Annotated in this window: 12 protein-coding genes; 7 read left to right on the forward strand and 5 right to left on the reverse strand. The window is 73.1% G+C overall.

The genetic code is table 11. The features are described from left to right. Positions 1 to 15 precede the first annotated feature (15 nt). Positions 16 to 786, reverse strand: coding sequence for a TetR/AcrR family transcriptional regulator (locus tag GXP76_RS17835; RefSeq protein WP_242572530.1), 771 nt, complete (start codon positions 784 to 786; stop codon positions 16 to 18). 82 nt (positions 787 to 868) lie between these two features. Between GXP76_RS17835 and GXP76_RS17840 the strand changes: the two genes are divergently transcribed. Together GXP76_RS17840 and GXP76_RS17845 are read left to right on the forward strand one after the other, a co-directional pair. Beyond that, entirely contained in the window at positions 869 to 1903 is a 1035-nt protein-coding gene (locus GXP76_RS17840) for an ATP-binding cassette domain-containing protein (RefSeq protein ID WP_242572531.1), read from the forward strand. Beyond that, positions 1900 to 2751, forward strand: coding sequence for an ABC transporter permease (locus tag GXP76_RS17845; RefSeq protein WP_242572532.1), 852 nt, complete (start codon positions 1900 to 1902; stop codon positions 2749 to 2751). The genes GXP76_RS17840 and GXP76_RS17845 overlap by 4 nt, the downstream gene beginning before the upstream one ends. Before the next feature lie 3 nt (positions 2752 to 2754). Here the strand turns inward: GXP76_RS17845 and GXP76_RS17850 are convergent, their stop codons facing one another. Then, positions 2755 to 3372 carry a Uma2 family endonuclease gene (locus GXP76_RS17850; RefSeq protein ID WP_242572539.1) on the reverse strand — a complete coding sequence of 206 codons (618 nt, stop codon included), beginning with the start codon at positions 3370 to 3372 and terminating at the stop codon, positions 2755 to 2757. 142 nt (positions 3373 to 3514) lie between these two features. Continuing rightward, positions 3515 to 4633 (reverse strand): phosphoserine transaminase, encoded by a 1119-nt coding sequence (gene serC / locus GXP76_RS17855; RefSeq protein ID WP_242572533.1) that lies wholly within the window; start codon positions 4631 to 4633, stop codon positions 3515 to 3517. A gap of 126 nt (positions 4634 to 4759) precedes the next feature. Here serC and GXP76_RS17860 point away from each other — a divergent pair, with 126 nt between their 5' ends. Both GXP76_RS17860 and GXP76_RS17865 read left to right on the forward strand, forming a co-directional pair. Next, on the forward strand, positions 4760 to 7672 hold the full coding sequence (locus GXP76_RS17860; protein ID WP_242572534.1) for an FAD-binding and (Fe-S)-binding domain-containing protein: 2913 nt from the start codon (positions 4760 to 4762) through the stop codon (positions 7670 to 7672). 258 nt (positions 7673 to 7930) lie between these two features. After that, a complete protein-coding gene (locus GXP76_RS17865; protein WP_242572535.1) occupies positions 7931 to 9112 on the forward strand; it encodes a methyltransferase domain-containing protein in 1182 nt (393 codons plus the stop codon). Here GXP76_RS17865 and GXP76_RS17870 read toward each other — a convergent pair. Both GXP76_RS17870 and GXP76_RS17875 read right to left on the reverse strand, forming a co-directional pair. After that, positions 9084 to 9617, reverse strand: a complete 534-nt coding sequence (locus GXP76_RS17870; RefSeq protein ID WP_242572540.1) for a TetR/AcrR family transcriptional regulator — start codon at positions 9615 to 9617, stop codon at positions 9084 to 9086. The two genes, GXP76_RS17865 and GXP76_RS17870, sit on opposite strands and share 29 nt — an antisense overlap. 22 nt (positions 9618 to 9639) lie before the next feature. Further along, positions 9640 to 10476, reverse strand: coding sequence for an alpha/beta fold hydrolase (locus GXP76_RS17875; RefSeq protein ID WP_242572541.1), 837 nt, complete (start codon positions 10474 to 10476; stop codon positions 9640 to 9642). Positions 10477 to 10689: 213 nt separating this feature from the next. Here GXP76_RS17875 and GXP76_RS17880 point away from each other — a divergent pair, with 213 nt between their 5' ends. From GXP76_RS17880 to GXP76_RS17890, 3 genes are all read left to right on the forward strand, one after another. Next, positions 10690 to 11748 carry a DMT family transporter gene (locus tag GXP76_RS17880; protein ID WP_242572536.1) on the forward strand — a complete coding sequence of 353 codons (1059 nt, stop codon included), beginning with the start codon at positions 10690 to 10692 and terminating at the stop codon, positions 11746 to 11748. 89 nt (positions 11749 to 11837) lie between these two features. Next, positions 11838 to 12629 (forward strand): TIGR03084 family metal-binding protein, encoded by a 792-nt coding sequence (locus GXP76_RS17885; RefSeq protein WP_242572537.1) that lies wholly within the window; start codon positions 11838 to 11840, stop codon positions 12627 to 12629. Further along, positions 12563 to 13930, forward strand: a 1368-nt coding sequence (locus tag GXP76_RS17890; RefSeq protein WP_374361467.1) for an acyclic terpene utilization AtuA family protein, incomplete at its 3' end; no start/stop codon positions are given. The genes GXP76_RS17885 and GXP76_RS17890, both read left to right, overlap by 67 nt.

Here is a 13930-nt window from a genome sequence, read left to right on the forward strand (position 1 = left end):
GGAGTACGCAGCGGCTCAGCCGCCGCCGGTGCGCCGCGCGACCAGTACCTCCAGGCCGTCGAGCAGTCGCTGGAGCCCGAACTCGAAGTGGTCGAAGTCGGGCCCGAACGCGTCCGCCGAGAGCGTGGACATCACCGGGTAGCGTCCGCTGGTCATCACCGCCGCCAGGAACGGCTCCTGAGCCTGCCAGAATTCGTCGTCGCTGATGCCGGTCGCCTGCTGGACCTCGACGGCGTGCACCTGGGTGCGGGCGACCCCGGAGACATAACCGCTGACCATGATGACCACGGAGATCATCTCGGGGTCGCTCAGACCCATGTCCTTGATCCCGGAGAGCACCGTCTCCATACCGCCGACGGCCCCGGGGCCGAGGACGGGCCTGCTCTGGTTGACGGAGAGCAGCCAGGGGTGGGCCTGGTAGAGGGCGAGTTCGCCGCGGGCCGCCGTCTCGACGGTCTTCCGCCAGCCGGGAGAGGCGGAGGCGTCCGCGTCGGCGGCCCGCGCGACGGATTCGCCCTGTACGCGGTCCAGCATCAGGTTCACCAGCTCGGCCCGGCCGGGGACATGGCGGTAGAGCGACATCGTTCCCGCGCCCAGCTCCGTGGAGAGTCTGCGCATCGAGACGGCCGCGAGCCCCTCGGCGTCGGCGAGTTCGACGGCGGCGGTGACGATCCGGTCGAGCGTGAGCCCCGGTTTCGGTCCCCGCGTCGCCCGCTCGCCGGTGCCCCAGAGGAGTTCCATGCTGCGGGACACGTCCCCGCTGCCGCTGCTTTCCGTCGTCGCCATGGCCCCAGCCTAATCGGCCGCCAAACAACTGAGTACCGTGTACGCTTTATGGGTACGCCGTACTCAGTTCTCTGGAGGGGCAGTGACCGACCACGCCGCGGCCGACAGCGCCGCGCCCGAATACGCCGTGCACGCCGAAGCGATCCGCAAGCGGTACGGGGACACCTGTGCCCTCGACGGCTTCGACCTCGCCGTACGCGCCGGAACCGTCCACGGACTCCTCGGCCCGAACGGCGCGGGCAAGACCACCGCCGTACGCGCCCTCGCGACCCTCATCAAGCTCGACGGCGGGCGCGCGACGGTCGCCGGGGTCGATGTGCGCACCGACCCGCGCACCGTCCGCGGCAGGATCGGGCTGACCGGGCAGTACGCGGCGGTCGACGAGATCCTCACCGGCCGGCAGAACCTGGAGATGTTCGGCCGCCTCTTCCACCTCGGCGGACGGCGGGCCGCGCTGCGCGCCGGGGAATTGCTGGAGCGCTTCGACCTGGTGGACGCGGCGGACAAGGGCGTGGGCGAGTACAGCGGCGGCATGCGGCGCCGGCTCGACCTCGCCGCGTCGATGATCCTCGCCCCCCGGGTGCTCTTCCTCGACGAGCCGACGACCGGGCTCGACCCGCGCGGGCGCGGCGAGGTCTGGGACGCCGTACGGGCGCTGGTGGCGGGCGGTACGACCGTGCTGCTCACCACGCAGTATCTGGACGAGGCCGACAAGCTCGCCTCGCACATCACGGTCATGGACCGGGGGCGGGCCATCGCCGACGACACCCCGGACGGGCTGAAGAACACCGTGGGCGGTGACCTGATCGAGGTCGTCGTCCGTGACGAGGCCGAGCTCCCGGCGGTGGCCGAGGTGATCACACGCGTCGCGGGGTCCGTACCCGCGACGGACCCCGAGGCGCGCCGGGTCCACGCGCCCGTCGCCGACCGGGTGGCCGCGCTGACGGACGTCGCGCGGGAGCTGCGGGACCGGGGGATCGCGGCGGAGGACATCGGGCTGCGCAGGCCGAGCCTGGACGACGTGTTCCTGCGGCTGACGGGCCATCGTACGGAAGAGACGCCGGCCGGCGTGACGACGGCGGCGAGGACGGACGCGAAGACCGAGGTGGCGGCATGAGCACGAGCACGGACCCGAGGGCGGACGCGGGGGTGAGCCTGGCGGTGGACGACACGCACGGCCGCGCCTACTGGGCGGTGGCCGACTGCTGGAACCTCGTACGCCGCAGCCTGACCCACTATCGGCGCCAACCCTCCTACATCCTCTGGATGCTGGGCTTCCCGGTCGTCTCCGTACTGCTCTACGGCTATGTCTTCGGCAGCGCGATGAGGGTGCCGGGCGGGGGTGACTACCGGGAGTTCCTGATGCCGGGCATGTTCACCATGACGATGGCCTTCGGCTTCATGAACACGGCGACGGCGTTCGTCACCGACTCCACCAAAGGCGTGCACGACCGCTTCCGGTCGATGCCGATGGCGCCGTCGGCGGTGGTCACGGGGCGCGGCGTCGGGGACCTGCTCACCGCGTGCGCGGAGCTGGCGATCCTCGCGCTCACGGCCCTGGCGATCGGCTGGCGCGCGGACGGCGGCCTGCTCGCCTCCCTGGCGGCCTTCGGCCTGCTCATGCTGCTGCGCTTCTCGCTGATCTGGGTGGGAGTCTGGCTCGGCCTGGTGGTCCCCGGCCCCGAACAGGCGGGCAGTCTCTTCGCCGTCGCCTTCCCGGTGACGATGATCTCCAGCGTCTTCGTGGCACCGTCCCTGATGCCCGACTGGCTGGGTGTGGTCGCCGCGTGGAACCCGGTGTCCGCGACGGTGACGGCGACCCGCGAACTGTTCGGCAACCCGGTGGCGAGCGGCGGCACCTGGCCGGAGGAACACGCACTGCTGCTGTCGGTGGCCTGGCCGGCGGCGATCACGCTGCTGTTCGTCCCACTGGCGGTCCGCAGATTCCAGCGACTGAGCCGGTGACCGTCAGGTCGCCTTCCGGGGCTCCCCGGCCTTGAGCACGGCCGAGACATCGAGCTTCACCTCGGCGCCGATCGACTCGGGGAGGACGATCTGCTCGCCGGGCGCGTGGATGCGGTGGCTTGCGTAGTCGCCGGCGACGGGGTCGGTGAGCACGTGCAGTCGGCTGTGTTTGCGGTCGACGATCACGTAGACGGGGATCTTGGCCTCGGCGTAAGCGGTGACCTTGTTCCGCAGGTCCTGCTGGTAGTTGCTGGAGGTGACTTCGAGGACCAGGCGGAAGACGGCCGGGTCGTAGCAGTTGTACTGCATCAGGTGTTCTTCGAAGTCGGCATCCACGAGCGAGAGATCGGGGATGGCGAAGTCCTCCGGACCGGCGGGAAGCCACAGGCCGATCGCTTGCAGCACCTCCGTCTCCCCTTCGTCCAACCCGGCATCCTCAAAGGGCCGGGAAAGTTTCCTCAGGGCCCGTGCATGGGCACCGTCCGGGGGTAGGGCCACGGTGATGACGCCTCCGATGATCTCGACGCGGAAGCCGGGAAGCTTTTCCATGATGCTGTCGGCCGTCTCAAGCTGACTTTCCGGCGGGCCGTCATAGGGGTGCTCGGCTGCTGCGGCAGACATGAGGGCCTCCTGATGGCTGGTGTCGAGACCATCATCGATGCCGGGACAGCCCGATTCGTCGTGAGCGTGATCTTTCACGCGCAAGAGTGACGGCCCCGCCCCCAGCGAAGGGGACGGGGCCGGTCGACGGCGCGGGGTGGGGTCAGAGCTTGTCGATCACGTAGTCGACGCACGCCGTCAGCGCCTCGATGTCCGAGGGGTCGATCGCCGGGAACATCGCCACCCGCAGTTGGTTGCGGCCCAGCTTGCGGTACGGCTCCGTGTCCACGATGCCGTTGGCGCGCAGGACCTTGGCGATCGTCGCCGCGTCGATCTCGTCCGAGAAGTCGATCGTGCCGATGACCTGCGAGCGGTGCGCCGGGTCGAGCACGAACGGCGTCGCGTACTTGGACGACTCCGCCCAGCCGTACAGGGTGCGCGCGGACGTGGCCGTGCGGGCGGTCGACCAGTCGAGGCCGCCCTGGGTGTTCAGCCAGGTCAGCTGCTCGTTCAGCAGGAACAGCGTCGAGAGCGCGGGCGTGTTGTACGTCTGGTTCTTCAGCGAGTTGTCGATCGCCGTCGGCAGCGAGAAGAACTCCGGGACGTGCCGGCCCGAGCCGTGGACACGCGCGGCGCGCTCCAGCGCGGCCGGTGAGAAGACGCCGATCCACAGGCCGCCGTCGGAGGCGAAGGACTTCTGCGGGGCGAAGTAGTAGACGTCCGTCTCGGCGATGTCGACCGGCAGGCCGCCCGCGCCGGACGTGGCGTCGACCAGCACGAGCGCGCCCTCGTCGGCGCCCGCGACGCGCCTGACGGGCGCGGCCACACCGGTGGAGGTCTCGTTGTGCGTCAGCGCGTAGACGTCCACGCCCGCCTCGGCCTCCGGGTCCGGGTGGGTGCCCGGCGAGGAGGAGATGACGGTCGGCTCGGCCAGCCAGGGGGCGAGCTTCGACGCCTTCGCGAACTTCGACGAGAACTCACCGAAGTTCAGGTGCTGCGACTTGTTCTCGATCAGACCGTGCGTCGCGATGTCCCAGAAGGCGGTGGAGCCGCCGTTGCCCAGGATCACCTCGTAGCCCTCGGGGAGCTTGAACAGCTCACGCACACCGTCGCGCACCGCGCCGACCAGGTTCTTCACCGGGGCCTGGCGGTGGGACGTGCCGAGGAGAGAGGTACCGGTGGCGGCCAGGGCGTCGACCGCCTCCGTACGCACCTTGGAGGGGCCAGCGCCGAATCGACCGTCGGCGGGCTTGATGTCAGCGGGAATCTGAATATCGGCCACGGGCGGCAGCCTAGACGTTCTCCGCGGTCCGTCAGGGGAGCGGTTCACGTCGTGAGACGTCCCCGACACGCTCCCGACACGTCGCCGACAGGTGGCGCGGCACGGCCGGCGGGGCATCCTGGGGGAATGGCTGAGCACAGGGAGCGGCACCGGAACCGGGAATCAGCGGCGCGCACGGCACCCGCGCGGACGGAGGCGCCGGCGGTCACCACCGCCCTGGTCAGAGACCTCGCCGGAGCCGTCCGGGGCGAGGTGGACTTCGGCGCCGCCGCCCGCGCCCTGGTCACCATGGACGCATCCAACTACCGCCGCGTCCCGGTGGGCGTCGTCGCCCCCCGTGACGCGGCGGACGTCGCGGCGGCCCTCGACGTCTGCCGTACGCACGGCGTGCCCGTCGTGCCGCGCGGCGGCGGCACCTCGATCGCCGGGAACGCCACCGGCATCGGTGTGGTCCTCGATCTCACCCGGCATCTTCGCTCGATCGTGTCAGTCGACACCGAGGCGCGTACCGCCGTCGTGCAGCCCGGAGTGGTCCTCGACCGGCTCCGCGACACCGTCGCGCCGCACGGTCTGACCTTCGGGCCCGACCCCTCCACGCACAGCCGCTGCACCCTCGGCGGCATGATCGGCAACAACTCGTGCGGGTCGCACTCGGTCGCGTGGGGGACGACCGCCGACAACGTCCACGAGCTCTCGGTCACGACGTACGGCGGCGCCTCAATGCGCCTCGGCAGGGGCTGGGACGGCGCCCCCACGGGCCTGCGCCCCCTCGTGGAGAGCAACCTCGCCCTGCTGCGCACCGGCTACCCCACCGGCCTCCCGCGCCGCATCTCCGGCTACGCGATCGACGCGCTGCTCCCCGAGAACGGCACCGACCTCGCCCGCGCGTTCTGCGGCAGCGAGGGCACGCTGGGCGTCGTCACGGAAGCCGTCGTACGGCTGGTGGACTCGCCGCCCGCGCGGGTGCTCGCCGTCCTCGGCTACCCCGACGAGAGCGCGGCGGCCGAAGCGGCGGCGGGGCTGCTGCCGTACCACCCGCTCACCGTCGAGGGCATGGCGGACGACCTCGTCCCCGGCCCGCACGACCTGCCGCGCGGCGGTGCCTGGCTCTTCGTGGAGACCGGCGGCGCCACCGTCGCCGAGGCCCGCGCGCACGCCGAGCGCGTCATGCGCGCCGCCGACGCGCTGGACGGCACGGTCGTGGACGACCCGGCCGGGATCCGGGCCCTGTGGCGGGTACGGGAGGACGCGTCGGGCACCGCCACCCGCAGCGCCGACGGCGGAGAGGCGTGGCCGGGCTGGGAGGACTGCGCCGTACCGCCCGCCCGACTCGGCGCGTACCTGCGGGACTTCCGCGCGCTGCTCGCCCAGCACGGGCTGCGCGGCACGCCCTACGGGCACTTCGGCGACGGCTGCATCCATGTGCGCATCGACTTCGACCTCTTGAGCACCGACGGGGTGCGCCGCTTCCGCCGCTTCTCCGAGGACGTGGCCGCTCTGGTCGTCGCACACGGCGGCTCGCTCTCCGGTGAGCACGGCGACGGGCTGGCGCGCTCGGAGCTGCTGCCGAAGATGTACGGGGACGAACTGACCGGCCTCTTCGGACAGTTCAAGGACGTGTGGGACCCGGCGGGCGGACTGAACCCCGGTTCGATCGCCCGGCCCGCCCGGCTCGACGAGAACCTGCGCTTCGAGGTTCTGCCGCGTGAGCGCGTCGACGTCGCCTTCGCCTATCCGCACGACGGCGAGGTGGACGGAGTCGTGGGCGGCGACTTCTCGGCGGCCGTACGGCGCTGTGTCGGCGTCGCCAAATGCCGGGTGGAGGGGCCGAGTTCGGGCGCCGGGGTGATGTGCCCCTCGTTCCGCGCGACCGGCGACGAACAGCACTCCACGCGCGGGCGCGCCCGGCTGCTGCACGAGATGCTCGCCGGCGAGATCGTCACGGACGGCTGGCGCTCGACCGAGGTCAGGGACGCGCTCGACCTCTGTCTGTCCTGCAAGGGCTGCCGCAGCGACTGTCCGGTGGGCGTCGACATGGCCACGTACAAGGCCGAGTTCCTGCACCACCACTACGAGGGCAGGCGGCGGCCCGCCGCGCACTACGCGATGGGGCGGCTGCCGCGCTGGCTCCGGGCCGCCGCGCCGTTCGCGGGCCTGCTGAACGCGGGGGTACGGGTGCCGGGCGTGGCCGCGCTGGCCAAGCGCGCGGGCGGGATCGCCCCCGAGCGCTCGATCCCGCGCCTGGCGCCGCTGACGTTCACCCGGTGGCTGCGGAGGCAGCGGCGCGACCCGGTGGGCGACCCGGCGGTGGTGCTGTGGCCGGACACCTTCACGGAGCACCTGTCGCCGTCGGTCGGCCAGGCGGCCGTACGGGTCCTGGACGCGGCCGGTCTCACGCACACGCTGCCGCCCGGCAAGGTGTGCTGCGGCCTCACCTACGTCTCCACCGGCCAGCTCGACCAGGCGCGCGCCGTGATGCGGCGCACCCTGGACCGGATGGAACCGCTGCTCGACCGGGCACTGCCGGTGGTCGTCCTGGAACCGAGCTGCGCCGCCGCGCTCAGGACGGACCTGCCGGAACTGCTCGCGGACGACCCGCGCGCCGCCCGGCTCGCCGCCTCCGTACGGACCTTCGCCCAGACGCTGGAGGAGTCCGCCCCCGACTGGCGACCGCCACGCGTGGACCGCCCGGTCGCGGGCCAGACCCACTGCCACCAGCACGCGGTCCTCGGCGACGCGGCGGAACGACGCCTGCGCGAACGGGCCGGACTCACCGGCGAGTTGAGCGGCGGCTGCTGCGGCCTTGCGGGCAACTTCGGCTTCGAGAAGGGCCATTACGACGTCTCGGTGGCCTGCGCGGAGGACCAACTGCTGCCCGCCGTCCGGGCGGCGGCGGAGGGAACGGAACTCCTGGCGGACGGCTACTCGTGCCGTACGCAGCTGGACCAACTGTCCGCCGGCGGAGCGAGGCACCTGGCGGAGGTCCTGGCGGAGGCACTGGGGGACGGCCCGGACGGCGGGCGGGGCACGGGTCACTGACGGATGCGCTCCCGAGTGCGCCGGGTCTGCGCGGTGAGTGCCACGGGAGCCGGGCGCCGATCTCTCCGGATCGCTTGCCCGGCCGATCAGGCCTGTAGCACTCTGTAGTTGATCGACTACCTTCGGGAAGGGGCGTGTCATGGGGGATCACCGCAAGCCTGAGCCGGATCTTTCGCAGGGCAAGCCTCCGCCGGGGAACGGCGACAGTGAGGTGCCCAAGCCTCCGCCGCCCTCCGGCAACCGCCGGAAGTAGGCGCCGTGTTCGAGGAGCGGCGGATCGCGCTGGCCGCGGCGATGGAGGAGCGGGGCGGCTGGCCGGACGACTCGCCGTGGGTGCGGGCGGCCGTCGACGCCGTTCCCCGGCACTCCTTCGCACCGGACACGCTGTGGCGCTGGGACGGCGACGCGTACGTCGCGGTGAACCGCGCGACGGAGCCGGAGCGATGGGCGGCCGAGGTCTACGGCGGCCCGGGTGACCCCGCCGTCACACAGGTGGCAGACGGACGGGCCACGTCCAGCCTGTCCTGTCAGTCCGTGGTGGTGGACATGCTCGACTCCCTGATGCCGGACCCCGGCCACCGCGTTCTGGAGCTCGGCACCGGCACCGGCTGGAACGCCGCGCTGCTCGCCCGTCGGGCCGGGCCGGGGCGGGTGACCAGCGTGGAGGCCGACCCCGGCCTCGCGGCGGCGGCGCGCACCCGACTGGAGGCCGCGGGTGCGGATGTCACCGTCGTCACCGGGGACGGGCGGCTCGGTCACGCGCCGGGTGGCCCGTACGACCGGGTCGAGTCGACGTACGCGGTGGAGACCGTCCCGTGGGAGTGGGTGGCGCAGACCCGGCCCGGTGGACGGATCGTCACCCCGTGGGGCCGCATGGGGCATGTCGCTCTCACCGTCGCGGCCGACGGGCTCTCCGCGACCGGCTGGGTCCAGGGGCTCGCGCTGTTCATGCCCGCCCGCGGCACGCCGGTCCGCCTCGGCTGGCGCGAGGTACGCGGTGACGGCCCCGCCGAGGACGAGAGCACCCACGCCCTCGACGTGCCGCGACTGGCCGATCCGCACCTGTTGTTCGCACTGCGGGTGCTCCTGCCGGACGTGGAGATCGTCCTCGGGGACCGGGACGGGCCGGTGGCCTGGGTGCACGACGGGCGTTCGTCCTGGGCGGTCCTCACCGGGCCGGAGGGAGGACCGGGGGCCGCCTTCCAGGACGGGCCGCGACGCCTTCTCGGGGAGATCGAGAGGGCCGTCGCCCGCTGGGAGCACCACGGACGGCCGGACCTCTACGACTTCGGCATGACGCGCACCCCGGACAGTCAGTACGTGTGGAGCCACGACAGTGACACCGGGCACCGGTGGGCGACGGTCACGGGGCTTGCCAGGGCGACGGTCGCGGCGCGGGTGTTCGGCGGGCTCACAGGGCGCGCAGGCCCCGGTCCGTGAAGGCGATCAGCCACTCGAAGCTCTCGTCCACGTCGGCGCTCCACTGGAAGCCGTTGGCCGACTGGAGCGTGGCGAAGCCGTGGCAGAGGCTGCGGAGCATGCGCAGGGCGTGGTCGACGTCGGACTCCGCGACCTCGTAGCCGCGCAGGACGGCCATGAAGGCGTCGAGCAGCCGCCGGCCGGTGGCGGCCAGTGGATCGTCCGGGCCGGACGGTTCGACGCCGATCGTCGCCGCGTACCGGCCCGGGTGCTCCAGGACGAAGGCCCGGAAGGCGCGTGCGGCGGCGGCCAGGGCGTCGCGGCCCGCGTACCCCTGGACCGCGCCGCCGACGGCGTCGGCGGCCTCGCTCAGCGCCAGGGCCGCGATGCGCCGCGTGAGGTCCTCCTGGCCGCCCACGTGTTTGTAGAGGGACGGGGTGCGCACGCCCAGCCGCTCCGCGAGCAGACCCATCGTCAGTCCGGCGAGTCCCACCTCGTCGGCGAGCGCGGCACCGGCCGCGACCACGGCCGCCGGGTCCAGACCGGCCCTAGGCACGGTCGGCGTCCGAGCGGACGAAGGCGAGCACGAGGGAGACGATCCGGTCGGGGAACTGGTCGTGCGGGTAGTGCCCGGCGCCCTCGACCATCTCCAGGCGGCCGAGACCGGACGGCAGGGCGTCGACGATCGCCGAGCCCTCGGCCTGCGGGTCGGCCCAGTCGGGGTCGAGCGTGCCCATGACGACCAGCACGGGGCAGCGGACGTTGCCGAGTTGCGCACCGGCGTCGGCCGGGGTGCCACGGCCCATGCCTTGCAGCGCCTTCATCCGGCCCGGCTCGCGCAGCAGGGAGTCGAAGCGGTCGAGGCGCTCCGCCCAGTCGGCCGGCCTCACACCGGGGTAGGCCACGTCGAGGTACGAGCGCCAGAGCGGCACGCTGCCGAACGTCGCCGCGCCGAGCAGCCGCAGCATGCCCTGGCGGAAGCGCTTCACCCGCAGGTCGCCGAGGCGGATCGACTGCTTGCGGGTGAACGGCGCCAGTTCGACGACCGCGGTGACCAGCGAGGGCTCGCGCGCCGCGGCGATGGTGGCGGCGCCGCCGGAGATGGAGTGGCCGACGAGCACGGCCGGGCCGCCGAGGTGCCGGATCACCGCGAGCAGATCGCCGGCGATGTCGGTGCGGCTCCAGGCCGGCCAGTCGGCGCTGGACTCGCCGCAGCCGCGCAGGTCGACCGCGGCGACCCGGTGGCCCGCGGCCACGAGTCCGGGGACGACGGCGCGGTACGCGGCGCGGCTGTCGCCCATGCCGTGCGCGAGGACGATCAGCGGTCCGGATCCCGCCACCTCGTACGCGATCGTGCCGCCGTCGACGGCGAGGTACTCGGTCATGACGTCCTCCATTTGGCTAATGATGTTAGCTAAAAGCTATCTTCATTAGCCAATCCTGTCAACGGTGGAATCTCCGTCGCGGAAAGCCGGCGTGCCGGGGCACAGTGGCCTGTGGTCCGGGGGTCGGCCGGCCCATTTCGTGGTGCAGTATGTTGCATGTGATAGTTCATTGAAGTGACCTGATCGATCTGGCTGAACTGGAGGAGGATCCCGGTGGAGGAGTCGCGTACCGCGGCCGCAGGCGCCGTCGTGGCGGTACCCGAGGCCGTGGGGGTGGCCGCCGCCGGTCCCCCGGCGGAGCGGGGGCGGCGGTCGCTCGGGCCCGTCGCGCTCGTCGTCGGGGGCATGCTCTCCGTGCAGTTCGGCGCCGCCATCGCCGTGCTGCTGATGCCGCGCGCCGGCGCCGTCGGTGTGGTGACGCTGCGGCTCCTGCTCGCGGCCGTCGTCCTGCTCGTGGTCTGCCGGCCCAAGGTCCGCGGTCACTCGCGCGCGGACTGGGGCACGGTGCTCGTCTTCGGCGCCGTACTGGCGGCCATGAACCTCCTCTTCTACCAGGCCGCCGACCGCATCCCGCTGGGCGCCGCCGTGACCCTGGAGGTCCTCGGGCCGCTCACCCTCTCCGTCGTCGCCTCCCGCAGGCTCGGAAACCTCCTGTGGGCCGGCCTCGCGCTCGGCGGTGTGGTGCTGCTCAGCGGTGGCGGGTTCGACCGGCTCGACCCGGTGGGCGCGGCGTTCGCGCTCGCGGCGGGCGCGATGTGGGCGGCGTACATCGTCTTCAGCGCCCGGACCGGGCAGCGCTTCCCGCAGGCCGACGGACTCGCCCTCGCCATGGCCTTCGGCGCGGTGCTCACCCTGCCGCTCGGCATCGTCGACGCCGGGTCGAAGCTGCTGGTGCCGTCCACGATCGGGCTCGGCCTCGCGGTGGCGCTGATGTCGTCCGTCCTGCCGTACACCCTCGAACTGCTCGCGCTGCGGCGGCTGCCCGCGTCGACGTTCGCGATCCTGATGAGCGGCGAGCCGGCCCTCGCGGCCATGGCCGGCTTCCTGGTGCTCCACCAGGACCTGTCCCTCACCGACGCGCTGGCGATCGCGCTGGTCATCATGGCGAGCGTGGGCGCGGTCCAGGCGCAGTCGGGCGGGCGGAGGGCGGGGCGAGAGAAGTCGGCCGCGGAGAGGGCCGCCGAGCGGTCCGCCGGGAGGACGACCGAGAGGGCCGCCGGGAGGGCCGCACCGCCGGCCGGTCGGACGGGCCGGGAAAGCGCCGACCAGTAAAGCAAGCACGCTTGATTGTTTCTCCGGGCGCTGCCATGCTCCGGGGCACGCACCACGCCGTGTCCCGAGAGCCGATGGGAGTGCGTCCCGTGTCCGACCCTGCCGCGCCAATCCTCGACGACCTGCGCAGCGAGAGTGAGGAAGTCGACCGGCTCGTGGCCGAGTTGGACGACGCGAGCTGGTCACTCCCGACCCCGGCGGCCGGCTGGACCGTCGCCCACCAGATCGCCCATCTGGCGTGGACCGACACCGCGTCCCTCCTCGCCGTGACCGACGAGGCCGCCTTCGCCGACATGGCCGCGAAGGCGCTCGCCGCCCCCGACTCCTTCGTGGACGAGGGCGCCGAGGCAGGCGCCGCACTGCCGCCGGACCAACTCCTCACCCACTGGCGCGAAGGCCGCGGCCGGCTCCACCGGGCGCTGCGCTCGGCGCCCGCAGGCGCGCGATTCCCCTGGTACGGGCCGCCGATGAGCGCGCCGTCGATGGCGACCGCCCGCCTGATGGAGACCTGGGCGCACGGCCAGGACATCGCGGACGCGCTCGGCGTACGGCGCGAGCCGACCGCGCGGCTGCGGCACGTGGCGTGGATCGGCGTACGGGCCCGCGACTACGCCTACTTCGTCCGCGGCGAACAGCCGCCGGCCGCCCCCTTCCGGGTCGAACTCACCGGTACCGAGGGCCAGTTGTGGACATACGGCCCCGAGGACGCCACCCAGCGCGTCACCGGGCCCGCCCTGGACTTCTGTCTGCTCGTGACCCAGCGCGCCCACCGCGCCGACCTCGGCGTACGGGCCGAGGGCGCGGACGCCGACCGATGGCTGGACATCGCGCAGGCGTTCGCGGGCCCGGCCGGTCCCGGCCGCCCGGCGAAGGGGGCCTGAGCGTGCCGGACACCTCCCGCCCCACCCCCGGCGTCCTGCGCATCGGGAACGCCTCCGGCTTCTACGGCGACCGCTTCGACGCGCTGCGCTCCATGCTGACCGGCGGCCCCCTCGACGTGCTCACCGGCGACTACCTCGCCGAGCTGACCATGCTCATCCTCGGCCGCGACCGGCTGAAGAACCCCTCGTCCGGCTACGCCAGGACCTTCCTGCGGCAGTTGGAGGAAGGACTCGGGCTCGCGCAGACGCGCGGCGTGAAGATCGTCGCCAACGCGGGCGGGCTGAACCCGGCCGGACTGGCCGCCGCCGTAAGCGAACTGGCCGAGCGCGTCGGCGTCCCCGTACGCGTCGCGCACGTCGAGGGCGACGACCTGCTCGCGGCGCGCGACTGGGGCGAGGGCGTGCTCACCGCCAACGCCTACCTCGGCGGCGCCGGCATCGCGGAGTGTCTGCGCGGCGGCGCCGACGTGGTGGTGACCGGCCGGGTCACCGACGCCGCGCTCGTCACCGGCCCCGCCGCCGCGCACTTCGGCTGGGGCGACGACGATCTCGACGCGCTCGCGGGCGCCGTCGTCGCCGGACACGTCCTGGAGTGCGGCACCCAGGCCACCGGCGGCAACTACTCCTTCTTCGGCGAACACGACGTCCGCCGACCAGGCTTCCCGCTCGCCGAACTCCGTGCCGACGGCTCCGCGACCATCACCAAGCACCCCGGCACCGGCGGGGTCGTCGACATCGGCACCGTCACCGCGCAGTTGCTGTACGAGACCGGGAGCGCCCGGTACGCCGGCCCCGACGTGACGGCCCGGCTCGACACCGTACGGCTCACCCAGGACGGCCCCGACCGGGTCACGATCTCCGGCGTACGCGGCGAGGCACCGCCCCCCACGCTCAAGGTCGGACTGAACCGGATCGGCGGCTGGCGCAACGAGGTCGTCTTCGTCCTGACCGGGCTCGACATCGACGCCAAGGCGCGGCTGGTGAAGGACCAGGTCGCCGACGCGCTGGCGGCCCCGGGCGTCAAGAAGGCCCCGGACGAGGTCCGTTGGGAGCTGGCCCGCACCGACCGGGCGGACGCCGGCACCGAGGAGACCGCCAGCGCGCTGCTGCGGCTCGTCGTCCGCGACAGCGACCCCGACGCCGTCGGCCGGGCGGTCAGCGGCGCCGCCGTCGAGCTGGCGCTGGGCAGTTACCCCGGCTTCCATGTCACCGCGCCGCCCGGCAAGGGCGCCCCGTACGGCGTCTTCGAGGCGGCGTACGTGCCCGCCGCCGAGGTCCCGCACACGGCGGTGCTCCCCGAC

The sequence above is a fragment of the Streptomyces sp. NP-1717 genome, assembly GCF_022695985.1.
GTDB lineage: Bacteria > Actinomycetota > Actinomycetes > Streptomycetales > Streptomycetaceae > Streptomyces.